21 protein-coding genes are annotated in these 24,451 nt (G+C 66.6%); 8 read left to right on the forward strand and 13 right to left on the reverse strand.

Annotated features, from left to right (window positions below):
- The first annotated feature begins 36 nt into the window (after nucleotides 1-36).
- On the forward strand, nucleotides 37-642 hold the full coding sequence (locus BJ987_RS06135; protein WP_209885485.1) for a cysteine hydrolase family protein: 606 nt from the start codon (nucleotides 37-39) through the stop codon (nucleotides 640-642).
- 20 nt (nucleotides 643-662) lie between these two features.
- Here BJ987_RS06135 and BJ987_RS06140 read toward each other — a convergent pair whose 3' ends face one another.
- Nucleotides 663-1,247 carry a TetR/AcrR family transcriptional regulator gene (locus tag BJ987_RS06140; protein ID WP_209885487.1) on the reverse strand — a complete coding sequence of 195 codons (585 nt, stop codon included), beginning with the start codon at nucleotides 1,245-1,247 and terminating at the stop codon, nucleotides 663-665.
- Nucleotides 1,248-1,351: 104 nt separating this feature from the next.
- Here BJ987_RS06140 and BJ987_RS06145 point away from each other — a divergent pair, with 104 nt between their 5' ends.
- Complete coding sequence (locus BJ987_RS06145) at nucleotides 1,352-2,038, forward strand: class I SAM-dependent methyltransferase (protein ID WP_209885488.1); 687 nt, start codon at nucleotides 1,352-1,354, stop codon at nucleotides 2,036-2,038.
- On the opposite strand, the gene BJ987_RS06150 is transcribed toward BJ987_RS06145, so the two are convergent.
- The gene (locus tag BJ987_RS06150; RefSeq protein WP_209885490.1) at nucleotides 2,035-4,410 is read right to left on the reverse strand and encodes a lysylphosphatidylglycerol synthase transmembrane domain-containing protein; all 2,376 of its coding nucleotides are present in this window, start codon (nucleotides 4,408-4,410) and stop codon (nucleotides 2,035-2,037) included. The genes BJ987_RS06145 and BJ987_RS06150 overlap by 4 nt on opposite strands.
- A 257-nt stretch (nucleotides 4,411-4,667) precedes the next feature.
- On the opposite strand from BJ987_RS06150, the gene BJ987_RS06155 reads away from it, so the two are divergent.
- Complete coding sequence (locus BJ987_RS06155; protein ID WP_209885492.1) at nucleotides 4,668-5,528, forward strand: SDR family NAD(P)-dependent oxidoreductase; 861 nt, start codon at nucleotides 4,668-4,670, stop codon at nucleotides 5,526-5,528.
- A 7-nt stretch (nucleotides 5,529-5,535) separates the two neighbouring features.
- Here the strand turns inward: BJ987_RS06155 and BJ987_RS06160 are convergent, their stop codons facing one another.
- Both BJ987_RS06160 and BJ987_RS06165 read right to left on the reverse strand, forming a co-directional pair.
- Nucleotides 5,536-6,297 (reverse strand): SDR family NAD(P)-dependent oxidoreductase, encoded by a 762-nt coding sequence (locus tag BJ987_RS06160; RefSeq protein WP_209885494.1) that lies wholly within the window; start codon nucleotides 6,295-6,297, stop codon nucleotides 5,536-5,538.
- Nucleotides 6,284-7,105, reverse strand: coding sequence for a 2OG-Fe(II) oxygenase (locus tag BJ987_RS06165; RefSeq protein ID WP_245365839.1), 822 nt, complete (start codon nucleotides 7,103-7,105; stop codon nucleotides 6,284-6,286). Before BJ987_RS06165 ends, BJ987_RS06160 begins: the two co-directional genes overlap by 14 nt.
- Nucleotides 7,106-7,327: 222 nt before the next feature.
- Here BJ987_RS06165 and BJ987_RS06170 point away from each other — a divergent pair, with 222 nt between their 5' ends.
- Nucleotides 7,328-8,452 carry a nitronate monooxygenase gene (locus BJ987_RS06170; protein WP_209885509.1) on the forward strand — a complete coding sequence of 375 codons (1,125 nt, stop codon included), beginning with the start codon at nucleotides 7,328-7,330 and terminating at the stop codon, nucleotides 8,450-8,452.
- 95 nt (nucleotides 8,453-8,547) lie between these two features.
- The gene (locus BJ987_RS06175; RefSeq protein ID WP_209885511.1) at nucleotides 8,548-9,936 is read left to right on the forward strand and encodes a threonine/serine exporter family protein; all 1,389 of its coding nucleotides are present in this window, start codon (nucleotides 8,548-8,550) and stop codon (nucleotides 9,934-9,936) included.
- A gap of 46 nt (nucleotides 9,937-9,982) precedes the next feature.
- Here the strand turns inward: BJ987_RS06175 and BJ987_RS06180 are convergent, their stop codons facing one another.
- Nucleotides 9,983-10,750, reverse strand: coding sequence for a FadR/GntR family transcriptional regulator (locus tag BJ987_RS06180; RefSeq protein ID WP_209885513.1), 768 nt, complete (start codon nucleotides 10,748-10,750; stop codon nucleotides 9,983-9,985).
- A gap of 153 nt (nucleotides 10,751-10,903) precedes the next feature.
- On the opposite strand from BJ987_RS06180, the gene BJ987_RS06185 reads away from it, so the two are divergent.
- Complete coding sequence (locus tag BJ987_RS06185) at nucleotides 10,904-12,271, forward strand: ABC1 kinase family protein (protein ID WP_307869515.1); 1,368 nt, start codon at nucleotides 10,904-10,906, stop codon at nucleotides 12,269-12,271.
- Between the two features lie 25 nt (nucleotides 12,272-12,296).
- Here BJ987_RS06185 and BJ987_RS06190 read toward each other — a convergent pair whose 3' ends face one another.
- The 7 genes from BJ987_RS06190 to BJ987_RS06220 all read right to left on the reverse strand — a co-directional run bounded on the left by BJ987_RS06190 (nucleotide 12,297) and on the right by BJ987_RS06220 (nucleotide 19,592).
- Complete coding sequence (locus BJ987_RS06190; RefSeq protein ID WP_209885515.1) at nucleotides 12,297-12,923, reverse strand: DUF459 domain-containing protein; 627 nt, start codon at nucleotides 12,921-12,923, stop codon at nucleotides 12,297-12,299.
- A gap of 51 nt (nucleotides 12,924-12,974) precedes the next feature.
- The gene (locus BJ987_RS06195; RefSeq protein ID WP_209885517.1) at nucleotides 12,975-14,324 is read right to left on the reverse strand and encodes a WS/DGAT/MGAT family O-acyltransferase; all 1,350 of its coding nucleotides are present in this window, start codon (nucleotides 14,322-14,324) and stop codon (nucleotides 12,975-12,977) included.
- 109 nt (nucleotides 14,325-14,433) lie between these two features.
- Nucleotides 14,434-15,060, reverse strand: a complete 627-nt coding sequence (locus BJ987_RS06200) for a class I SAM-dependent DNA methyltransferase (RefSeq protein WP_209885519.1) — start codon at nucleotides 15,058-15,060, stop codon at nucleotides 14,434-14,436.
- Nucleotides 15,057-15,986, reverse strand: a complete 930-nt coding sequence (locus BJ987_RS06205; protein WP_209885521.1) for a DMT family transporter — start codon at nucleotides 15,984-15,986, stop codon at nucleotides 15,057-15,059. Before BJ987_RS06205 ends, BJ987_RS06200 begins: the two co-directional genes overlap by 4 nt.
- 147 nt (nucleotides 15,987-16,133) lie before the next feature.
- Nucleotides 16,134-17,816 (reverse strand): cutinase family protein, encoded by a 1,683-nt coding sequence (locus BJ987_RS06210; protein ID WP_209885523.1) that lies wholly within the window; start codon nucleotides 17,814-17,816, stop codon nucleotides 16,134-16,136.
- A gap of 135 nt (nucleotides 17,817-17,951) precedes the next feature.
- Nucleotides 17,952-19,139 carry an NAD(P)/FAD-dependent oxidoreductase gene (locus BJ987_RS06215; protein ID WP_209885525.1) on the reverse strand — a complete coding sequence of 396 codons (1,188 nt, stop codon included), beginning with the start codon at nucleotides 19,137-19,139 and terminating at the stop codon, nucleotides 17,952-17,954.
- A gap of 75 nt (nucleotides 19,140-19,214) precedes the next feature.
- Nucleotides 19,215-19,592 (reverse strand): winged helix-turn-helix transcriptional regulator, encoded by a 378-nt coding sequence (locus BJ987_RS06220; RefSeq protein ID WP_209885527.1) that lies wholly within the window; start codon nucleotides 19,590-19,592, stop codon nucleotides 19,215-19,217.
- A gap of 73 nt (nucleotides 19,593-19,665) precedes the next feature.
- On the opposite strand from BJ987_RS06220, the gene BJ987_RS06225 reads away from it, so the two are divergent.
- Together BJ987_RS06225 and BJ987_RS06230 are read left to right on the forward strand one after the other, a co-directional pair.
- Nucleotides 19,666-20,076, forward strand: coding sequence for a Rid family hydrolase (locus BJ987_RS06225; protein ID WP_209885529.1), 411 nt, complete (start codon nucleotides 19,666-19,668; stop codon nucleotides 20,074-20,076).
- A 96-nt stretch (nucleotides 20,077-20,172) separates the two neighbouring features.
- Entirely contained in the window at nucleotides 20,173-21,264 is a 1,092-nt protein-coding gene (locus tag BJ987_RS06230; RefSeq protein WP_209885531.1) for a serine hydrolase domain-containing protein, read from the forward strand.
- Nucleotides 21,265-21,327: 63 nt separating this feature from the next.
- Here the strand turns inward: BJ987_RS06230 and BJ987_RS06235 are convergent, their stop codons facing one another.
- Nucleotides 21,328-24,429, reverse strand: coding sequence for a replicative DNA helicase (locus BJ987_RS06235; protein WP_209885533.1), 3,102 nt, complete (start codon nucleotides 24,427-24,429; stop codon nucleotides 21,328-21,330).
- Nucleotides 24,430-24,451: the final 22 nt, after the last annotated feature.

The following is a 24,451-nucleotide window of genomic DNA, read 5'->3' on the forward strand; positions in this document are numbered from 1 at the left end:
CCTGCGCAACCGGTGCGGATGCCTCATGATCGGCCCATGGCTACTCCCCGCATCCGCGCCGCCGTGCTCGGACTGCACTGGCAGGTGAATGTGATTCGGCCCGAAGGCTTCTTCGGGCCGATGCTGGCGGCTCCCGTCGCGCGCAGCGGGGTGGTGCGACGGGCCGTCGGCTTCCACGCGGGCGCGCTCGACGCCGGGGTGCCGGTCGTGTTCACCCGGTTCACCATTCCGATCGGGGAGGGCGAGCTGGTGCGCAACACCGGATTCATGCGCTCGGTCGCGGCCGGGCAGACCGACTTCCGGCCGGGATCGGCGGGCGCGCAGACGATTCCGGAGATGGCGGGCCGATACACGGTGGCTTTCGACAATCAGAAGTTGTCCGGCTTGGCGGGCAGCAAGATCGTCGAGTGGCTCACCGAGCACGAGGTGGACACGCTGTTCCTGACCGGCGTCGCCACCAATCTGACGGTCGAGCAGACCGCCCGGCACGGCACCGACCTCGGTTTCACCGTGCATGTCGTCACCGACTGTGTCATCGCGGCCACCGCGGAGGCGCACGCGGCGTCGCTGGCGAATCTGGAACTGGTGACCGCCGGCAGTCTCACCTCCGCGGTCGCACTGGAGTTGTTGCGCCGCCGATGAATTCAGCGTAGGCGCTGACTTCAGCGCAGCCGGGCGCGTAGCCCGGGGCCGACGAGTTGATCCAGCCGCCGGTAGGCCTCGCGCGGCGGTGTCGGCGGGTCGTCCTGGGCGATCGCGCCAAGCAGCCCGACCACACCCCAGGACAGGAACGTCACCGTGGCGGCCAGCTCGGCTCGGTCCAGGTCGAGGCGGTCGGCCAGCCGTTCGGTCAGCAGCTCCGCCAGCACCGCCTGGTAGGCGCGCAGCAGTTCGCCGGTGCTCTTGCGGCCCAGCCAGGCTCGGTACACATCGGAGTACTGGGCGGTCAGCCAGAACACGGTGTACATCGGCGCGAGCGGGTCGGTGTCCGGCGGGGCCCACTCGGCGTGCGCCGCGCTCCGCCGCGCCGCCGCGATGGCGCCGCGCAGGAACTCGGTGCTGCTCACCACCAGCAGGTCGTCCTTGTCGCGGAAGTGGGCGTAGAAGGTGGACCGCCCGACATCGGCGCGCTCGAGGATGTCGCGCACCGTGATCCGGTCGTACCCGCGCTCGAGCATCAACTCGATCAGCGCGCGATGCAGCAGCTGCCTGGTCCGCCGGACGCGGCGATCCGCGCTGTCGTTCATCTCAACTCCCGAACCCGGACAATACCGGGCCATCTGTCCGGAAACGAACGGTTCGCACCGCATTGTTCCTGGTCGGTACGGCCGTACCCGCCGACCATGAAGCCATGACCGAAACCCGAAATCCCGCCGACGAGGTCGGCATTCTGATCACCAGACCCCGAAGCTATCTGATCTTCCGCTCGGTGTTCACGCTGGGCCGCAGCGCCTCGCTGAACCGGAAGCTGACCGCGCTGAGCGGTGTCCAGGCGGGCGACCGGGTGGCCGACATCGGTTGCGGGCCGGGCGATCTGGTTCGCCGGCTGGCCGAGCGCACTGGTAGCGGGGGATCGGTGACCGGCGTCGATCCCGCCCCCGAAATGGTCCGGTACGCGAGTGCGCATTCCCGGCACCTGGGCAACTGCGCGTTCGAACTCGCTCCGGCACAGACACTTCCGCTGCTCGACTCCAGTGTCGATGTCGTGACCTGCACCTTCGTCATGCACCACATCCCGGAGGCGCAACGTCCGGCGGCGGTAGCGCACATGTTCCGGGTGCTGCGACCCGGCGGCCGGTTGCTGCTGGCCGACACCCACCCGCACGGCCGGATCCTGCCCGCCGTCTTGCGCGCGATGGGCCGTTCGGCCGGGCGCAAGACCCACGATCACGCCGCGATCGGCCCGGACGCGGATCCGGTGGCCGCTCTCGACATCCGTCGCTACCGGGAGTTGTTGGCGCAGACCGGCTTCCGGGATATCGAATTCAGCGCGGTGCGGCCGGTGACCGGCGTCCTGCGCGCTGTCAAGCCCGGCTAGATCAGGTTGCGGGTCGTCATCCAGCGCATCGTGAACCAGCCGCAGAAGACCGGCAGCCAGCAGGTCAGGACGCGATAGAGCAGGACGCTGGGCACCGCGATGGCCGGGGGGAGACCGAACGCGGCGAGGCCGCCGATGAGGGCGGCCTCGACCGCGCCGACGCCGCCGGGGGTGGGTGCGGCCGAGGCGAGGGTGCCGCCGATCATGGTGACGATGGTGACGGTGACGAAGTTGGCGCCGCCGCCGAACGCCTGCACGCTGGCCCACAGGGCGCCGGCCATGCCGAGGGTGATGGCGCCGGAGCCGAGCACGATGATCGCGAACCGTTTCGGATCGCGCGCCAGGTCACCGAGTTCGCCCAGCACCTCCTGTAATTGCGGGCGCACCGAATTGTTCAGCCAGTGCCGCAGTTTCGGCACGAACATGAAGGTGCCGATCACACCGACGCCGACACCGGCGGCCAGGTACAGCACGGTGGCGTCGGGCACGAAGTGCGACAGGTCCGTCGAGGTGCCCGCCACCACGCTGAACAACAGCAGCAGCCCGAGGTGCGTGATCACCTGAACGGCCTGCTGCAACGCCACCGCCGCGGTCGCGCGCACCGCGCCGAGCCCGCTCTTCTGCAGAAACCGCACGCTGAGCGCGAGGCCGCCGACCCGGGCCGGCGTCGTGGTCGCGGCGAAGGTGTTGGCGATCTGCATGATCACCAGGTTCGGGTACGACGCCATCCCGGACGCGCACGCCCACAGCGCCGCCGCCGCACCGAGATAGGTCAGCTGCGAGATGCCCAGACCGAGCAGCGCCCACCACCAGTCCGCCGTCTTCAACTGGGTGAAGAACGTCGGCACCTGGCTGATGAACGGGTACGCGACATAGACCAGGCCGATCAGCAAGGCCAACTGGATGATCTGCTTGCGGCTGAACCGGGTGATCTGATCGGCCTCGATCTTGTCCTTACCGGTCTGCTTGCGCACCTCGTCCCGGGTCCCGGCGAGCACGGACTTCCACTCGGGGACGGACTTGCGGATCCCGGAGGGCATGGCGGACTTGGTCAGTCGTGGTGAGGCGGTCAGCACCGGCTCCTCGCCGAGCGCGTCGATCGCCGCCCGCACCGCTGTCTCCTTGCCGAAGATCGCGGAGGTGAGCACCAGCAGTTGCGCGATATCGGTTTTCTGCTGAACCTCGGACGCGCCGAACTCGGCATTGCCGAAACCGGTGAAGCGGGCGACGCCGTCGTCCCCGAGCCGGACCTCCTCGGGCCGCAGATCACCGTGCGCCACCTGGCCGCAGTGCAGCGCCCGCAACGACTTCCACACATCGGGCAGGTCCTCGGCGGGCACCTCGCTCAACGGCTTACCGCGGGGTGTGGTGTGGGCGTACAGCATCCAGCCGCGGTCCAGCGCGGCGACCGCGAGGGTTTCCTGCGCCGCCAACCCGATCTCGCCGACGGCGATGGTCATCAGCGCCCGATGTTCCACGGCGCGATGCAGCGAACCGTGCATGGCCGCCGTCTCCCCGCGCCGGAAAGTCAGCCACCGGAACAGCATTCGCAACGCGCCGTGACTGCGCTGATCCTTGCCGTACAACTCGACGTTCAGTTCACCCGCGTCACCGTCGGTCGCGGCCGCGAGCACCAGCGGACCCGGCCCGGCCGGTCGTACCACCCGGAACGCGGTGACCGTGTGCCCGCCCCTGGCCAGCACCCGGACGGCCGCGTCCAGCGGCACCTCCAGCGCGGGTGTACCGACCAGCCAGACGATGATCGCGCCGACCAGCCAGCCGACCGCCAGCCCGAGCATGGCGCGCGCCGGCACCACGGTCGAGACCACCAGGTGGATCGGTGCGAACAACAGCAGCAGGAACCACAGCCACCGCCGTGGTTTCCGCGGCAGCCACGGGCTCGACACCGTGAGCACCGCCGCGATCATGGCGATCCAGCGCGGGTCGTCGAGGAACTGGGACAGGAAGGTGTCCAGGCGGTCCGGCACCTGCAGATGCCATTGCGGCGCGGACAGTCCGGTGCCGGTGATCGACAGCAGCAGTCCGGCCAGGACCGCCGCGGCCGCGTATCCGGCGAGCAATTTCCACTGTCTGCCGATGATCAGTTCGACCAAAATCGCGAACGGCAGGATCAGGATCAGCACGCCATAGACCAGATAGACCAGGTTCGACTGATCGGGTGTCAGGAAGCCGACGATATCGGAGACGGAGCGTTCCAGAGCCAGCCATTCCGGCCGGGTGATCACCGACGCGGCGATGATGAGGCCCAGCCAGGACGCGGCCAGCACGACGCGAACTATGTCGGTGGTCCGCCGGGTCAGCGGTTGCAGCAGGCTGCCCGTGACCGGGATGTCCCGCCCGTCGACTCGCATGTCGTATCGGCACTTTCGGATCGGTTGGAGCTGCACGGCGCGCTGTGTGGAGGGCCACCCCGTGGTGAGTATGCAGCAGCCCGCCGGGACGTTCGACGCCAACACGCCGACGTCCGCACGGTGATCAGCCTGCCAGAACCGCCACCGCCGGTCGTAGCCCGGGAGACATCTTCGGCACATGCGCGGGTATGCGCCCTTGAAGAACTCTTCCGATCCATCGACGATGAGGAAGGGTGGGCATTTCAGGGAGGAAAGTTATGGCAGTGCAGGACAAGGACTTACAGAACCGGACCGTAGTGATCACCGGCGCCAGCAACGGGATCGGCGCGGTGGCCGCCGAGCGGCTGGCCGCACGCGGCGCCACCGTCGCGGTGGTCGGGCGCGATCCGGAGCGGACCGCGCAGGTCGCCGACAAGATCGGCGCACCGCATTTTCTCGCGGATTTCGCCCGTCTCGATGACGTGCGCAAGCTCGCCGATCAGTTGCTGGGTCGTTTTCCCCAGATCGATGTCCTCGTCAACAACGCGGGCGGCTCCTGGGCCGAACGCGCCGTCACCACGGACGGCAACGAACGGACCTTCCAGGTCAATCATCTCGGCGGCTTCCTGCTGACCGCACTGTTGCTGGAACGCTTGCAGGCATCGCCGCAGCCGCGGGTCATCAATACTTCGAGCGTGACCTACCGGATCGCGAAACTGGACTTGGACACCGCGAACGCGCCCACCGGCTCGTTCTCGATGCTCGGCTCCTACGCCGCGTCCAAGCTGGCCAATATCGTGTTCACCCGCGAGTTGGCGCGCCGCACCGCCGGCACCGCGCTGGTCACCGCCGCCTTCCATCCGGGCGCGGTCGCCACCAACGTGTACGACAACATCCCGTTCGGGATCGGCGCGCTGATCCGGTCGCCGCTGTCGCGGCCGTTCTTCATCCGTCCGGACAAGGGGGCCGAGCCGATGGTGCATCTGGTGACCACTCCGGATGCCGCGGCGATCAACGGCAAGTACTTCCACCGGTTCAAGGAGGAACCGCCGAGCGTCAAGCAGGCGGTGGATCCCGTTTTCGCCCAGCGGCTCTGGGAGTTGTCGGAGCAGCTGACGGGCGTCGGCTACCAGCACTGACGCGGTGTCAGGCGGGCAGGGCGTGCCTGCCCGCCGGTGGCTCTTCCTCGATCTCGACGTCGAAGACACCACCGGTCATCTCGCCGTGGTCGAGTTCGAAGATGGCGCGCAACACGTTCTCGATCGGTACGACGCCGGGAAAGCTGTTGGGCGTGATGGCGTTCACGCGCACACCGAATTCGGTGAATTCCGCGGCCAGGTGCCGGGTCAGGTGGTTCAACGCGGCTTGGGACGCCGCGTACAGCGCCTGGCCGCCGGGCAATACCTCGGTGCCCGCGACGCAGGAGACGTTGACGATATTGCGATTCCACTCCCGGTTCCCGGCGTCGTCGTGCAGCCAGCTGCGCTGTGCCAGCCGGGTCGACAAGCGCAGGGGGACACCGACATTCGTAGCGAAGGTGCGGTCGAAATCGTCCAGCGCGGCATCGCCGTCGACCAGCCCGTTGAACTGGATGCCGGCGTGCACCGCGTTGTTGACCAGCAGGTCCACCCGGCCGAACCGGGCCAGCGCCAAGTCGACGACCCGCTCCACCTCGCCGGGCTCGGTCAGCTCGGACTTGATCAGGTAGACGCGCGAATCGTTCTCCGGCACAACGTCGTCCGGCTGGAACGGGTCGACGAACCATTCATGCTGCGAGGGCGCCGAGGGCAGTCGCTCGCGGTGCACGGCGACGATGTCGTACTCGGTGTAGAGGCGGCGGCAGAATTGGTCGCCCAGCCGCCCGCCCGCGCCGGTGATCAGGCAGACGCGGCGGTCACCACTGGACAATGTGGCCCTCGCCCCAGCGCCGGACGGCTTCGGCCTTCGGCCGGTGCAGCCACATCACCACGCAATTACGGTCGTGCACATTGGCGCCCGCGAAGGTGTGCCAGGACCGGGGCGTGCATTCGAAGATGACCATCGAGTTGTTCAGCGGCGGCACCAGCAGGTCGGGCGCGGGGTCGTGCCTGCCGTGCACGTGGGCGAACAGGGCCGTCTCGCCGCCGTCGCCGGCCGTCCAGGACGGATCGTTGGCGAGGTAGAACATGACCGCCACGCCGCGCACCAATTCGCGTGCGGGAGTGCCGGGTTCGCGTTCACCGTGCTGGATGTCGACCGAGTCGTCGGGCAGCCGGGTCTCGTCCGCGGCCGGCGGCTCCGCGCCGGGGAACCAGGCGGGCGCGAGATCGCTGTGCGGCCAGCCGCGCGGACTGGCCGGCGGGTGATGATGCACGGCTCCTTCGATGTCGCCGGTCCCGCGCACCCCCGCGACGCCCGCGATCAAGTCGTGCCATTCGCGGGAACTGAACAGCGCCAGCGGACCGTCCTGCAGTTTGTTCAACGAGATCGCGTCCGCGCTGTAGAGCTCGTTGACCTCGTGGAAGTCCGCGAGACGGTCGCGGCGCACGCGCAGGTACTCGGCGGCCAGGCGTTGATAGAACTCGTCGACGAACACGTCGCGCGCGTAGACGTGCGGAAACGGTGTGGCGCGGCGGACCCACCGCCGATGCGCGAACAACTCGGTGAACCACCCCGGTAGCGCGGGCGCCGGGCTTTCCATTACGCCGGTCAAGGTCACTCCCTCCCAAACGAACATCGCGATCCTATGGGGTCGGCGCGGTGTTCGAGGGCCCGGTTAAGGAGAAATTGATGCTGTACCGACAAAACTAGAACGTGTTACTGTCGGTTGATGGTGCACCCGCCAGTCGATGCTGCCGCTGCCGCGCCATGGCGATACTCGTGGTACGCGGCAGTTTCGAGCGTTGCGGGCGGCCGCCTGAACTGTAACCCGTTCTATGGCTAGGGAGACCAGCACGCCATGCGTACCGAAATCTGCGACCGGCTGGGGATCGAGTTCCCCATCTTCGCCTTCACTCACTGCCGCGACGTTGCCGCCGCGGTCAGCAATGCCGGTGGCATCGGCGTGCTCGGCGCGGTCGGTTTCACCGCCGAACAGCTCGAGGTCGAACTGGCCTGGCTGGACGAGCATGTCACCGGCGTCTACGGCGTGGACTTGGTGATCCCGTCCAAGTACGAGGGTAAAGGTGTCGAGGGCCTGAGTCCCGAGGAACTGGAAGCCAAACTGGCGGAAATGGTTCCGCAGGGGCACCGGGACTTCGCCGAGAAACTGCTCAACGACCACAACGTGCCGCACCTGCCCGACGACGAGCAGGTCAACCAACTGCTCGGCTGGACCGCCACCACCGTCGCGCCGCAGATCGAAGTCATCCTGAAGCATCCCAAGGCCAAGCTGGTCGCCAACGCGCTCGGCACCCCGCCGGATGACGTGATCAAGCAGATCCAGGACTCCGGTCGTCTGATCGGCGCGCTGTGCGGGTCGGTCAAGCACGCGCTCAAGCACAAGGAAGCCGGTCTGGACTTCGTCGTCTGCCAGGGCACCGAGGGCGGCGGTCACTGCGGTGAGGTCTCCTCGATGGTGTTGTGGCCGCAGGTGATCGACGCCATCGGCGATCTGCCGCTGCTCGCCGCGGGCGGTATCGGCAACGGCCGTCAGGTCGCCGCCGCCATGGCGATGGGCGCGGCCGGCGCGTGGACCGGTTCCATCTGGCTCACCGTCGAAGAGGCGAATGTGCCGCCCGCCCAGATGCAGAGCTACATCGAGGCCTCCAGCCACGACACCGTGCGTTCGCGCGCCTGGACCGGCAAGCCGGCCCGCATGCTCAAGAACGACTGGACCGAGGCCTGGGAAGCGCCGGAGAACCCGAAGCCGCTGCCCATGCCGCTGCAGATGATGGTCGCGATCGACGGCGTCAAGCGCGGGCATCGCTACCCCGAGCAGGCCAAGGATGTGAACTTCAATCCGGTCGGTCAGGTCGTCGGCATGATGAACAAGGTGGAGCGTTCGGCCGACGTGGTCGCGCGCCTGATCCAGGAGTACGTCGACGCCTGCGAGCGCCTGAACAAGCTCAACGACGCGTTGTAACCGCGTCGGAACCGGCGCCACGCGGTCCGTTTGCCATAAGCTTGCTGGATTGTCGGCAGCGGCGGAGGTGAGCGGGCGGCGTGGACGCCGATCGGGTGAGTCAGTGGACTGACGCACGGCTTCGGGGTGCGGTCCATTTCGTGTTGCGCCGCATGCCCGCTCCCCGTCCGCCGCTGGCGCAGGCCCCGCCGCCGGAGGAACCGCCGGTCTCGGCGGATCTGCTGGATCTGCTGCGGCGAATCGGTGTGGCGCTGATCGGCGCGGGCGAGACCACGAACCGCGTGCAGGCGCTGCTCGACGAACTCGCGCGTCGCTACGGTGCGCAGGGGGTGCACTTCTTCGTCCTGCCCACCGGCGTTTTCGTCCGGATCCAGGATGCGCGCGGTTCCGCGGTCGACATGCTCGGCGCGTCGATCGGCACCTTGCGTCTCGACCAGATCGCCGAGCTCTACCGGCTGCTGGATCGGGTGAAGGAGAAACTGCCGCCGCCCACGGAGGTGACCGCGGCGCTCGGCGACATCCTCGACTCCAAGCCGCGCGCCCCCGTATTGCTCACTCTGCTCGGCCAAGTCGTACTGACCGTCGGACTGGGCCTCATGCTCAATCCGGCGGAGCCGTCACTGGTCGGCTACTGCGTGCTCGGTGTGCTGGTCGGCCTGCTGGTGTGGGTCGCCGAGAAGGTTTCGCTGCTGTCGCTGGCGCTGCCGGTCACCGCCGCCGCGCTGGTTTCGGCGGTCGCGTTCGGGTTTCCCGATCAGCTGTCCGGCGGGCATCCGAGTCAGCTGGTGATCCCAGCGGTAGCCACCCTGTTGCCAGGTGCCATGCTCACCAACGGCACCATCGAATTGGCCACCGGTTCCATGGTCGCCGGGGCGAGCCGGCTGATGTACGGCATCAATATGCTGTTCCTGCTGTCGTTCGGACTGCTCATCGGCCTGGAAGTGCTGGGACCACGCCCGGTTCCGGAAGCCAGCGGGCCGGACCAGATGGGCTGGTGGGCGCCCCTGATCGGCGTGCTGCTGATCGGCCTCGGGCATTCCTGGCGGGCCAGCGCACCACCGAATTCGCTGGGCTGGTTGCTGGTCGTGCTCTACGTGACCTACGGAGCCCAACTCGTCGGCCAGAATTTCTCCGGTCAACTCCTGGGCTCTTTCCTCGGCGGACTGGCCGCGGTCCCGGCCGCCTACTTCGTGCAGCGGCGCAAGAACGCCCCGCCTTCGCAGGTCGCGTTCCTGCCCGCGTTCTGGATGCTGGTGCCGGGCGGGATCGGGCTCACCGGCGTCTCCAACCTTGTCGGCCAAGGGAACTCGGGTGGGCTGCACGTCATCGCCTCGGCGCTGCTCACCGTGCTGTCCATCGCCCTGGGCGTGATGGTGGGTTCGGGACTCGTCGGTGACCAGCGGCCGCGGATCAGCACGCTGCTGGATACGATCCTGCCGGCTGATCGCCGGAGTGCGGCCGCCCGGGACGAGAAGCAAAAGTAAAGCGGCCCAGACGGATGTCCGGGCCGCTGCACAGCTTTCAACACAATCACGCGGTCGCCGCGTGCACCTCGCCCGCTTCGTCGACAGTGCCGACGAGTTCGGTGAATCGGGCGATCACCTTTTCGTGGTACATCCCGAACAGGTCCTCGAACAGTGCCAGCTGCGCCTCCGAGGGGCCCGACCCGGATTCCCACACCGCGATCAGCGCCCGCCAGACCAGCACATGCAGATCGGCGGCGCCGGCGAAGTAGGCCTCGATGGCATTCGGCACTTCGAGCACCATGTCGCCGATGGAATTGAGAATGGCGCGCTGCATGCTCGATCCGATACTGATCAGCAGGTTACGCACCAGCGTGAGCTCGATATCGAGGATCCGGTAGAAATCCGGAACCTCTTGCCGCGCCAGCGCTTCCATCTCGTCGACGGCGGATTTCAATTCCGCCGTATCGATCTCCTGCGCGCTGCCGGTGTACGCGAGCAGCGCCTCCATCACGATCCCGCGTTCGACCTCCACCATGTCGCGGAACATATCGATCGCGACCTCGGGACTGGAAAAACGAAACAGATGCCGGTACACATCGATGCCGCCCGCCTCCCGGACGTCACGAATGGTAAACCCCTTGCCCCGGCGTGCTTCGACGAAACCGTAGGACTCCAGCCGCCCGAGGGTCAGCTGCGCGGTCGCGCGGTTCATCTGGAATTCCTCGGCGACCTGGCGGACCGAGGGCATCAAATCCCCTGGCTGATATTCCCCTGCGGCAACCCGGCGCGCCAATTCGTCGGCAACGTCGGCGACTACCGTTTGGGATCCCATCGATGCCACCTCTCAAGTCTGTGCCAATTACGTCCCAGACAGTCTAGGCCCTCTTGTGTCGCACCGCACCTGCGGTAACACTGGTCGGCGCAGAGTGTGAGGTGATTCATGACTGGGCTGGGTTCTGGGAAGAAACCGCCGGTACGGAGGTCGGTGCGCAACGCCAAACTGGCGGCGCTGCCGGTGGCGTACGCGGGGCGGCAGGCCGCGGGTGTCGGCAAGCGGGTGCTCGGCCGTTCGTCGAGCGAGATCAACCGCGACATCCAATTGCGCACGGCCCAGCACATCTTCGAGGTATTGGGCGAACTGAAGGGGTGTGCGGCGAAACTCGGGCAACTGCTGGCCATCTATGGTCTGGCGCTGCCGCGCGAGGTGGCCGAGCCCTACACCGTCGCCCTGAGTCAGCTGCAGGATTCGGCCCCGGCCATGCTGCCGTCGATGGTGCACGCGGCCATGGCGGAGAGCCTGGGCGCGGACTGGCGCTGGCATTTCCAGGAATTCGACGATCGCCGGGCCGCCGCCGCGTCCATCGGGCAGGTACATCGCGCGGTCTGGCACGACGGCCGACGGGTCGCGGTCAAGATCATGTACCCGGGCGCGCGGGCCGCGATCGAGGGCGACCTGGCGCAACTGCGCCGAATCTCCTTGCTGGCCACGGTGTTTCTGTCCGGCGCCGATGTGAAGGGCGTCACCGAGGCGATCTCCGACGGCCTGCGGGCCGAACTCGATTACGCCGCCGAAGCCGAGCATCAGCGGGCCTTCGCCGCCGCCTACGCCGACGATCCGGAGTTCTATATTCCGAATGTGGTGGCGCAGCACGGCGATGTGCTGATCACCGAATGGCTCGACGGCACTCCGCTGACCCGGGTGGTTGCCAACGGCAGCCGAGACGAACGAAATCGCCTGGGCATGCTCATGCTGCGCTTCGTGCTGTCGGGCTGGGCTCGCGACGGTCTGCTGTACGCCGATCCGCACCCCGGAAATTTCCAGGTGCTGGCCGACGGCCGGCTCGGCATCGTCGATTTCGGCGCCTGCTGTCCGTGGCCGCCCGAGGGTTTCGACGAACTGGCACTGGACTATTGCACCGCCATTTCCACCGGCGGGCCGAAAGATCTGGAGTCGGCCGCGCGCCGGCACGGTTTCGTCGAATCCAGCCGGGATTTCGATATCGACGCGTTGTTCAAGACGGTGATGTCGGCCAGTGAGCCGTTCCGCCGGTCGTCCTATCGGCTGACGACGCCCTGGTTGCGCACCCAGGTGCTGCGGACGACGAAACTCCAATTGACCAACGTGACACGGCAATTGACGATGCCCGCGTATTTCACGCCGTTCGCGCGTTCGGCGCTGACCCTGATCGGGACGCTGTCGCAGCTGGAAACCGAGGGGCCGTACCGGGACGAAATCGTGCGCTGGCTACCGGAACTGGCAGCGGTGATCGAGACGCAGCCGCGAAAGTCCGGCGGGCCGGTCGATTTGGCGGACGTGCGCGAGCGCCGGGAATCGGTGCGCCGAATCGGATAGCGATCCGTCTCAGACAGAGCTATTCTTACTCGCCGCGCCGCACATCGCGGGCCGGCCGCAGCAACCACTTGCGCCAATCGGGCAATACCAGTGCGGCGAGGACGTCGTATCCGGCGGCGCCCGGATGCGCGCCATCGCCGTCGCGAACTTCACGCATCCACACTTCGCTGGCCAGCAGGGCCTGGTGCACCTGGATGTACGGCACCTCGTGCGACGCGCAGACCTCGGCGAATCGCTCATCGAGCTCAGCGGTCCGGGCGTTGTGCTCGACATCGTCGATCGGCGGCGGCGCGACCATCAACACCTGCCACCCGCGCTCGGCCGCCTGCTCGAGCAGCTTCGCCAGATTGACCGCCGACCCCGCCGGATCGACCCGCGGCCCGCCGTTCTCCTGCGTGGCATCGTTCACGCCGAACGACACCACCACCCGGGCATCGGTCCCCGCGAGCAGCCGCTGTTCGCATTCCGCGGTGCAGCGGCTCAGCACGTCCGCCGAGGTCTGGCGGCGCACGCCCAGGTTGTAGGCGGTGAGCTGGATCCCGTCGGCGACCGCGCGCTGCCCGAGTCGGCCCGCCCACCCCAGCAACAGCGGGTCACCGACGCCCGCCACGAACGAATCTCCGACGAAACACACCCGAACGTCTGCGCTCACCCGACCATCCTGGCAGTTGCCGATTGCGTTCGGCGGATCGGCCTTCCGGTGCTAGATCGCGTCCTCCAGTTCGGCGAGCGCGTTCTCCAGGTGATCCAGAATCCGGTGCATATCCGGCACGCTGCGCCGGCACCCGACCAAACCGAAGTCCAGGTTCTCCGCGGTAGTGGTGAGGGTGATGTTCATGGCCTGACCGTCGAACGGGATCGACATCGGATAGCTGGCGTCCAAGCGAGCGCCGTTGAAGTACATGGGTTCGCGCGCGCCCGGCACATTCGAGATGACGATGTTGAACGGCGGCGCCGTCCGCTGCACCAGGGCGGGCAGCAGCGACATCGCGATCGGGCTGAGCGTCAGCGCCGACAGCGCCATCGCCTGGGTGCTGGACAGCTGCTTGTACACATTCTTGGCGTCGTGCATCGATTCGCTGATCACGGCTAGTCGGGCCACCGGGTCGACGACATCGGTGCCCAGATTGCACAGTGCGGCGCACACCTTGTTGCCGCTGACCTCGGTGTCGTCCTCGCCGCGCAGATTCATCGGCACCATGGCGATCAACGGGTTGTCCGGCAACGCGTCTCGCTCCAGCAGGTAACTGCGCAGTGCCCCGGAGGACATGGCCAGCACCACGTCGTTGATGGTCTTCCCGGTCGCCTTCTTCACCTGCTTGATCCGCTCCAGCGGCCAGGACCGGACCGCGACGGTGCGCGCGCCGCCGATCGGCACATTGAGCATGGTGCGCGGCGCTTCGAACGGCAGCGTCAGCTGCTGTTCGAGCAGCGCCGAACGAGCGGCACGAGCCAGCTTCGGGCCGAAAGACGCCGCGGACATCAGGTTTCGCGCACCGTCGCCGAGCCGGGAGTTCTCCGGCTTCGGATCCCGGTGCCGCCGCGGCAGATTCCATGGCACCCGGATCTCGCGGTCGGCCGGATCGCTGGTCAGGGTGCGCTGCATCAGGCGTTGCGCGGCGACGCCGTCGATCAGCGCGTGATGCATCTTCGTGTACAGCGCGAACCGTCCGTCGTTGAGCCCTTCCACCACGCGGATCTCCCACAGCGGCCGATGCCGGTCGAGCAACTGGCCGTGCAGCCGGGAGGCCAGATCGAGCAGCTGGTCGAAGGTGCCGGGGCTCGGCAATGCTGAACGCCGGACGTGATAATCGAGTTCGACGTGCGGATCCTCGGACCAGCCCAGTTGCGGCGCACCGAGCCAGGTGGCCGGGCGCTTGCGGAACGTAGGACTGATCTCGTGCTCGGTCAGCACCCGTTCATAGATGGACCGGGCGAAATCGGGCCCGGCGTCCTCGGGCGCCTCGAACAGTTGCAGGCCGCCGACATGCATCGGGTGTTCCCGGGATTCGGCGAGCAGGAAAATGGCATCGATCGGTGCGAGAAACTCCATGGAACGTCGCCCCCTGACGACAGTGGTGAAGTCTTGTTACGGATCGACCACGTTGTCGGACGAGCGATAGTCCAAAGTTACCCGGCCGGAAGGCCTCGTGTACGGCGAATCATCGTGGCTTACAGCACAACACGTAGGCCTGCTCGAACCGCTCGCCGTGGCCGGGTTCCCGGACCATCCGCGCCGATACCTCGAAGCCGCTGTCACGCAACAGCTCGGCCAGTCGTTCCGGCGACCAGCGGTAGGCGCGAATCACCTTGTGGTCGAACGGCTCCACCACTTCCGAACCGTCCGTCGCCTGGAAGGCGAACAAGGCGTGCCCTCCGGCTCGGAGTACCCGATGAAACCCGTTCAACACCCCCGGGATTCGCTCCGGCGGCAGATGGATGAACGAGTACCAGGCGACGAGGCCGTCGAGACTCGCCGCGCCGAAATCGAGATCCTCCATGCTGCCCTCGTCGAAGCGCAACTGCGGAAACTCGTTGCGCGCCAAGGCCAGCAGGCGTCTGGAGACGTCGATCCCGCGCACGTCCAAACCGGATTCGGCCAACTGCGCGGTGAGCCGGCCCTGACCGCAGCCGATATCGGCGACCACGCCGCCGGGGCCGACCAACTCGGTGAAGATGGCCAGCATCGCGTCGTCGAACGGTTTGCCGTAGAGCGGCTGCCGCACGAGTTCGTCGTAGAGCTCAGCGATTTCGTCGTAGGCCGCACCGACCGCGGCGATCTCGTTCATCGGCGACCATTGTAGGAACCGGGTGGTACCGGCACATCCGCACAGGGTGCCACCTGGGCGTCATCCGCCGGCCGGGACGCGCGCGAGCGGGCGGTGCCGAGAATGGAACCGAGGATGACCAGCGGGAAGCCGATGGCCATGCCCGCGGTGAGCGGTTCGTTCAGCGCGGTGACACCGAGCATGATCGCGACGGCCGGGTTGATGTAGGTGATGACCGTGGCACGGGACGGGCCGACCTCACTGATCAGCGCGAAGAACACGAGAAACGCCAGCGCCGTGCAGATGACGGCCAGGCCCACCACCGACCAGCTGGCGTCGGCGGGGTAGTGCGCGGGCCTGCGCAGTGCCGCCATCGGGGCGTAGATGATCGCGGCCAGCATCAGCGACGCCGTCACCACACCCATCGGCGGCAGATCGGCGAGCGAGCGATTGATGATGATAGGCCCGATCGCGTAACCGATGGCGGTGAGCCCGATCGCGCCGATCGCCGCCGGATCGGACAGGTCGACGTCCAGACCGACCAGCGTGGCGACGCCGCCGAATCCGACGATCAGCCCGAGAACCCTTCGGGTGTCGAAGGTTTCGTGTCCCATGGTGGCCACCAGGACCACCGCGATCAGCGGCACCGCCGCGATCAGCAGGCCGACGGTGGAACTGTTGAGCGTGGTTTCCGCGTAACCGATCAGGAACCACGGCCCGGTGATCTCCACCAGGGTGTAGGCCAGCAACGGTTTCCACCGCCGCAGCACCGGCATCAACGATTTCGTGAAGAGGGCGATCGGCAGCAGGATCAGCCCGCCGATGAGCGTGCGCCCGAACGCCACCACGAACGGATCGAAATCCTCGACCGCGATTCGGATCATCGCGTACGGCACGCCCCAGATGGCGCCCATAGCGAGAAACAGCACCCATCCGCGCCTGGTCATCGGCCTTCTCCACTCTGTGATCCACCCGGGAGCCTAACCAAAGATCCGATGATCCGACACTGCCAATTCCGGACTCGGCGCGCGACTGGCTCCGGACACCGAAAAACCGGCCGGATCGGATCCGGCCGGTTCTCGGTGGTGCGGTTACTACTTCGACTCGGTGGTGGTCGGCGCGGCCGACTCCGTGGTCGTGGTGGGCGCGGCCGGAGTGGTGGTCGGCGCGACCGTGGTGGTGGGCGCGACGGTCGTCGGCTTCGGCGCCTCGGTGGTCGTCGGAGCCGCGGTGGTCGTGCTCGAGGTCCCGGACGACGTGGTGGTCGGCGCGGCGGACGTCGACGTCGCGGCAGCACCGGACTGTGTGGTTGTCGTGGTGCTGGTCGACGGTGTCGTGGTGGGCGACTTGCTGGTCGAGGTCGCCGACGGCGTGGTGGTCTTCGGTGCCTTCGACTCGTCGACCACCTTGTACATCGCCTGGACGTCCTCGGTCTTCGGCGTGGCCGCCTTGTCCACCGGCTCACCGGCTTGGGCCTGCTTCGCCAGATGTGTCAACCACGCGGCCGCGTACTCGGCGGAGGTCAGCGGCTTGCCGTTCTCCGGATCGGCGTTCTTCCAGTAGTCGAAATGATGACCGGTGTGGTTCGGTCCGAGGGTGAGCTTGTACGGGTCGCTCATCACCACGGGGATCGTGTTCTGGTTGGTCACGATGAGCCCGATGATCTCGTTGAGCACCTTCTGCGGCAGGTAGGCCAGCGGCGACATCTCATCGGTCGAGATCTCCGACTTCACCGGGGTCTTGGGAGTGTTCTGGCCCGGCTTGTAGGCCGGGTCCGAAACCCGCAGCAGCACATTCAGGAACGTCTCGTCGCTCTGCATCCAGTTCGGCTGCGCGGCGATATCGGCGAACGCCGTCATCGCGATCCGGCCGAGCACCTCGGCGACGTTCTGACCGGTCGCCGGGGTCAAGCCCTCCCGCTCCAGGTTGTCCACATTGATCTGCCGGCCGACGTTCACCGCCAGCTGCAGCAGCGAAATATTCTGCGGCGCGGCACAAGTCAGGTCGCCCTCGGAGCAGAACGAGGCGACCTTGCCGTTCAGTTTGCCGAAGCCGCCGCTGGTGCCCGGCATCGCGCCCTGGCCCGAGACCGGCTTGCCGTTGTACTTCTGATCGAAGTTGTCCGGGTGGTTCGGATCCTGCGCGCCGATGAAGGTCCCGTCGCCGGCCGAGCGACCCGGGTCGGCGAGGATGACCACACCCACGACATCGTCCGGGTCGACGATTCCGTACTTCCCGTCCTTGTCGGACTCCTGGTTGCCGACCTCCATCGCGACACGGCGCACCACGTCCGCGCCCTCGCTGTAGCCGACGATGGAGAAACGGGTGTCCGGGCACGCCTGCGCGATCTCGCGCATGACTTGCTTGGTGTTCGCTACACCGGCGTTGACCGAATCCTCATAGCTGGACATGTTCGCCGGATAGGCGACATACACCGCGCGGTAGGAGCCGGGGTTCACATCGTCGGCCGGTGCGTTGACCACCGGATCCACCCACTCGCTGCGGTGGTCACCCGACAGCGCGGCGGGCAACGGATTGCCGTTGGCGTCGACCAGCATTGCCGTGGTCTCCGGATTCGGTGTGTCGTTACGACCGGCGACCGAGATGGTCACCATGTCGTGGCACTCGGTGACCGAGCTGGTCAGCCGCGTATCCCGGGTCTCCGGAGTGGATGTCAGCGCGAACGAGGCGGCGACGAGCGCCGTCACGCCCAGCACTGCTGGTGCGGCCACGCCTACGCCGATGCGATGGCGGGCAAGGAACTCACGAAGAGCCATGTCCTGATCCCTAATTTTCATGGAGCGACAAGCGGAAATGGACAGGCCCCCCGACGGGCCGTCTGTCACGAAAGCTGTCGTGCCAGAGGCCCCCGGTGTTACGGACTGTGTGCTACGCCCCTGCTCGAGCGTGAGTCAGCGGATCGGCTGGGCTTCGGTGGATGCGGCGCGCAACAGTTCCCGCCGCTTGGGGTCCTTGCTCCACCAGGTGCGCACACCCGGCTTACGCGCCTCGTAGCTCAGCTGCCAGACGGTGCTCCAGCAGACCGCCTCTTTGAGCAGCGCGCCGGGACGGCCACCGAGGTATTGCTTGTTCGCCCGGTCGTCCTTGCTGGAGAACTGGAAGACGCCCGCGCCGCGACCCAGGCTGATGCATTGACCCGCGAAACCGACGTCGATGGTCGCGGGCTTGTTGCCCGCGATCCGGCTGAGCACGGTCTCGGCGGCCTGCGGCCCGGTCTGTACCGCGGACTGGCAGCCCATCCGGAACGGCAGATCCGAGGGCGCCGCGGAATCGCCCGCCGCGATGACGCGTTCGTCATCGAGACTGGTCAGCGTCTCGTCGGTGCGAAGCCGGCCCGCCGCGTCGGTGCTCAGCCCACTGCGCGCGGCCAGATCCGGCACACCGAAGCCAGCGGTCCAGATGGTCAACGCACTGGGCAGCACACGGCCGTCGGCGAGTCGCACGGCATCGGCGCTCACGCCGGTCACCTCGGTGCCGCCGCCCTCGAGCACTGTCACGCCGAGCCGGGTCAGCCGCTTCGCGATCGAGCGCCGCCCGCGCGGATGCAGGTACGACCCGAGCACCCCGCCGCACACCAGCGTCACCACGCGACCCTGTTCGGCCAGTTCGGCGGCCGTCTCGATACCGGACGGACCGGCCCCGACCACGGTTACCGCCGCCTGCGCCGGGGCGGCATCCACGGCAGCGCGCAACCGCCGCGCCTGCTCCAAACTGGCCACCGGGTAGGCGTATTCAGCCGCGCCGGGCACGGCCGAGTCCGCGCTGCCACTGCCCACCGCGTAGACCAGGTAGTCGTAGTAGAGCGCGTCGCCGTCCCGCAGCAGCACCGTGCGACCGGCCGCATCGATTCGGGTAACGGTGTCGACCACCAACCGCACACGCTCGCTGAGCACCTTGCGGTAGTCGGCGACCGCGTCGTGTGTGCCACTTGCCAACTGGTGCAACCGGATTCGCTCCACGAAGGTGGCACGCGGGTTGATCAGCGTCACCGTGACGTCCGCGCGCCGGGTGAGGCGGTTGGCCGCCATGACACCGGCGTACCCGCCGCCGATCACAACCACATCGATGTTCCCGCTCATGGGTCTCTCCTCTGTCTCAGGGCGTTCGGCATGAAGACAGTTGAGCCTCGCGAGATGTGACAGTTGTGCGGGGTATCACATTTCCTGGTCGTCGAAGCGGGTGCGGGCTCGCTCGACCTCGGGCAACGTGACCGTGGACCAGTGCAGCAGCGCGTCGATGAGGTCCTGCAACGTCTTGCCGAGGGGCGTGATGCGGTACTCGACGGCGACCGGGCGGGTGCTGAGGAGATGGCGCTCGACCATCCCGTTGCGTTCCAGCCGCCGCAGCGCGGCGGTGAGCGACTTCTGCGTCACGACCGGGATCGCCCGGCGAAGCTCGTTGAAACGCAACGAGTTTCCGCACAGCGCGTCCAGGATCTGCATCGACCATTTGTCGAGCACCTCGTCCAGTAATTCGCGGTGCTGCTGGGTGAGGTGCGGGGCGGCCGAAAGCGGCGAGGCGGTTTCCTGCATGACACCTAGTCTCGTTGAAGTTCCCTTCGAATACCAGGTAGACATCGGATACCTACTACGAAAGAGGATCACGATGTCGGTGCAGCTGTTCAGTCCCGCGGGCATGTTCAGTCCGGTTCCGTACCACCACGTGTCGATCAGCACCGGTACCCGCCACGTGCACGTGGCGGGACAGATCGCGCGCGACGCCGAAGGCAATGCGGTCGCGACGGGCGACCTCGCCGGTCAGGTCGCACAGGCCTTGCGCAATACGGCGCGCGGTCTCGCCGGAGCCGGCGCGAGTTTCGCCGATGTCGTCCGCCTCCGGTTCTTCGTGACGAACTGGACTCCGGACAAGTACGACGACTTCGTCGCCGGAATCGATCGCGTCGCGGACGAACTCGGATTGCCCCGGCCGTTGCCGCCGCTCTCGGCGATCGGAGTCGACTACCTCTTCGAACCCGACGTGCTGGTGGAAGTCGAGGCATACGCGATGCTCGACTGAGATGTAGTGAGCCAGATCACTATTGAGGTTGACCCGGGGTCAAGGTGGAGGTTTGTCGCAGAACGAGATCGGAACACCCTCGAAGGAGCGACCACCATGACCACCACCTTGACCACCCAGGATCCCTCGCTGCTGCAGCAGACCATCGATGAACTGGTCGGAACCGGCTTCACCGGGTTGTCGTTGCGGGTCAACGACGAACACGGTGAGTGGGTCGGCAGCGCCGGGATCGCCGAACTCGGCACCACCGCGGTGCCGCCGGTGGACGGGCACATCCGGATCGGCAGCAACACCAAGACTTTCATCGCGACGGTGGTGTTGCAGCTGGCCGGTGAAAACAAGATCGACTTGGACGCCGCGGTCGTGGACTATCTGCCCGAGTTCGACCTCGACCCCCGGATCACGGTGCGAATGCTGTTGCAGCACACCAGCGGTGTCTTCAACTTCACCGGCGAGGTCTTCGAGGACGGGTCGGTCGCCCCCGGCATCGACTGGTCCGGCCAAGCGTGGGTGGACAACCGCTTCAAAACCTACCGCCCACAGGAATTGGTGGAGTTCGCGTTGTCCAAGCCGGCCCGGTTCGAACCCGGAACCGACTGGAGCTACGCCAACACCAACTACGTGCTCGCGAAACTCGTAGTGGAGAAGGTCACCGGCCGCACCCTGGGCCAGGAAATGGATCGGCTGATCCTGGGCCCCCTCGGCCTATCGGGCACCGTGGTCCCCGAAACCTCCACCGAGATCCCCGAACCCCACGCACACGCCTACTACCGCTACGAAGACGCCGCGGGCGCCCAGCAGATCGCCGACGTCACCAACCAGAACCCGTCCTGGATCTCCGGCGGCGGCGACATGATCTCCACCACCGCCGACCTGCACACCTTCATCACGGCACTCGTGACCGGCAAATTGGTCCCGTCGGCCCTGCTGGAGCAAATGTTCACCCCGCACTCCAAAATCCCCTACGGCCTCGGCGTCTTCGTGCAGGAAAGCGCCTCCGGCACAGTGATCACCCACAACGGCGGCCACGGCGGCCACGGCGCCCTGATGTACGCCACCGCCGACGGCCGCAAAACCCTGACCGCCACCCTCAACTACATCGACGACGCCGACCTCTCCCTTTCGGCAGAATTCCAAGCCGCCACCCAGCGCCTCGTCAACGACCTCTTCGGCGCGCCGCCACAGTAGACAAATCCAGACCATGCCGAACCTTTCCGGCTCGGCATGGTCTGCATTTCGCGGCAATAAAATTCAGCCGCGGGCCATATCCACGAACCGGCTCAAATGCAGCTGGTGCGCGACGGTGATGGTGGCGGTGGGGCCGTTACGGTGCTTTCCGAGAATCAGGTCGGCTTCACCGCCGCGGGGGTCGTCCCGCTCGAAGGCGTCGGGGCGGTGCAAAAGGATAACCATATCGGCATCTTGTTCGAGGCTGTTGTGTACTGCAATCCCTTGGGCCACAAAGTTGTTCGTGCCTGGCACGGTTCCGTCGTAGACGTCCTGCTCGCCCAGACTGGTGATCTCGACGACCCGGTCCCAGAAGACATCGTTGGTGGCGAGCATTTCGATATCCGCGTCGTCGAGGACAGCAGCCACTCGGGCGAGGCGGGCGCGGCTAGGGGAGCGCTTCCACATGGCCGACCCACAGAAACGGGAGCCCATGGCCGCCGAAAAGTCGCGGTGGGTCATCTGTTTGGTGGCGAGGAGGGTCCTGACCTGGGACCAGACTTCCTTGGGGACAGTGTCCACGTTGGTATTGGACACGATCGGAGCGAGTTCTCGCAGCACGATTTCGGCTGCCTCACCGCGAGCGCCGTTTACTCCCACATCACGGAGGAAAGTTGTCTGGTTCTCCGCACCGTCGATGGTGAGGTGCCAGCTGTCACGGTATCCGGCCTTGATCACACGCTTGATCCGCCCATGGACGCCGACGCGCAACAGCAACTGCGCCACGTCGTCGATCAGGCGACGACTGGTCGAGGCGTAGTAGACCCGGGCCTGGCGCCCCTTCGCGTCCCAGCGCACGGAACCATCCGTAGCCCAAAGATGATTCAGGAACAGTGCTACCTGACGGGTCGGCAGCGAAAACACCTGTTGCGGAACGAACTTCTCGTAGCTCCGCAGACCGAAAAGGCCGAGCTCGTCGAGCCATGATGCGATGGGGTTCCGCTTGCCGTGGGTAAGTTGATAAGGCGCCCGCAGGCGGAGCGTGGTGACCCGAGCGGCGGCGTACTCGTCGCGGACCGCGGTGACGCCGAAGTGCTCTGCGGCAGCGGCGACTGCGGCGAGGTTCGCTTCGTCGATGCTGGCGTAACGGATCGGCTGACGCTTCACACAGGAACCGTCACCGATCATGTGCGCCAGCAAAATGACTTCGGAGTCGTCCATTGACGCGGTCCGCACTGGTTCGGGAACCAAGCGCGGTGTGGCGAGGCGGTCACCGACCGCAAGATTTTCCAGCGCGATCCAGCCGTCAACAGTGAGGAACGGATGGTTGCCGGTGGCTTCTACTTCACGTCCAGAGGCCAGCCGCAGCTTGAAGACTTCCTTACGACCGCTCGGGAAGACCTTCACCATCGGCCGGGCAACCATTCGCATTCGCTCGTCCAACGACCACACGAGGGGCTGTTCACCGCTGGTAAGTAGTTCACCGAGGGTGACCTCGGCACCGTTGTCGGCGCGCAGAATGCGTGTGGATGCCGGAAGGCAGCCGGATTCACGGAGATCGGAGACCATGGGCCGCTTGTCGGTTCGCTGTTCGGGTCCACGGTTCAGCTGCGAGATCGCGATGACCGGAACCTCGAGTTCCTTGGCCAGCAGCTTGAGGTGACGCGAGAATTCCGAGACTTCCTGCTGACGGGATTCGACCTTCTTGCCAGAGCTCATCAGCTGGAGGTAATCCACGACGACGAGTTTCAAGTCGTGACGCTGCTTGAGCCGACGCGCCTTGGCGCGAATCTCCATCATGGTCAGATTCGGCGAATCGTCGACGAAGAGCGGGGCTTCGCTGATCTCACTCATCCGGCGCGCCAGCTTCGTCCAGTCGTCATCGCTCATCCGGCCGGAACGCATGTCACCCAGTTTTATCTTCGCCTCTGCGGAAAGCAGACGCATGACGATTTCTGTGCGGCTCATTTCCAACGAGAAGATGACGCTGGCGAGACCGTGCTTGATCGAGCAACTGCGCATGAAATCCATGCCGAGTGTCGAGTTGTGCGTGGGCACATGCGATTCGCCGGCGAGATAGAGGTGCTCAGGGTTGTCTACCTCGACGCACCGCACTGGCAAGCTGTCGATCTTACGGACATCCACTATGTGACGAGGGTCGGAGTGCGCGGATCCGGCCACTAGGTGGTTGAGACCACCATCGAGGCCACGCACGGTGTGGGCGATGTCGCCGGTGGTCCGCACAGCGACGCGGTTCGCCAGGTGCAGGCCCGACTCGGTGAGCCACTGATGCTGCTCATCGGCGACAAGAACTGTGCCGTCGGAGAATTCGACCTCGTAGCACGGGCGGTCGTGCATTACCTCGGTGGCGGCGACGACGCGGGTGGGGCGGCCGTGGGCGTCGAGGAGCTCGTCGCCGACGCGGACCTGGCCCATGGTGGTCCAGCCGGTCGGTGTCGGCAGCGGGGTGTCGAGGGCGAGCGCCTTACCCACACCGGGACGGGCCGCGACGATGATCATCTGGCCGGGGTGCAGGCCGTTGGTGATCTCGTCGAGTTCGGTGAAGCCGGTGGGGACGCCGAGGGAGATGCCGCCGCGGGAGGCGATGGAGTCGATTTCGTCCATGGTGGGCTGGAGGAGTTCCTCCAGGGGCATGAAATCTTCGGTGGTGCGGCGTTCGGTGACTTCGTAGACCTCGGCTTGGGCGCGGTCGACGACTTCGGCGATGTCCTGGCCGTCGGCGCCGGCGTAGCCGTATTGCACGATGCGGGTGCCCGCTTCGACGAGGCGGCGCAGGATGGATTTCTCCGCAACGATTTCGGCGTAGAAGCCGGCGTTGGCGGCGGTGGGGACGGTCTGGGTCAGGGTGACCAGATAGGGCGGGCCGCCGATGCGTTTGAGCTCGCCGCGGCGATCCAGGCCGGCGGAAACGGTGACCGGGTCGGCGGGTTCGCCACGGCCGTACAGATCGAGGATGGTGTCGTAGATGGCTTGGTGCGCGGGCCGATAGAAATCTCCCGGGCGCAGCACTTCGACGACGTCGGCGATGGCGTCCTTGGACAACAGCATGCCGCCGAGTACCGACTGCTCGGCCGCCATGTCGTGCGGGGGCTGGCGGCCGAAATCTTCGCCGGGTGGTTCGGGCGGGAATTCCGAGGTGTGCCCGCGGTCATCGACGACTGCCACCAGACTCGACCGTCCTCTCGTC

The organism is Nocardia goodfellowii (genome assembly GCF_017875645.1).
GTDB classification, from domain to species: Bacteria; Actinomycetota; Actinomycetes; order Mycobacteriales; family Mycobacteriaceae; genus Nocardia; species Nocardia goodfellowii.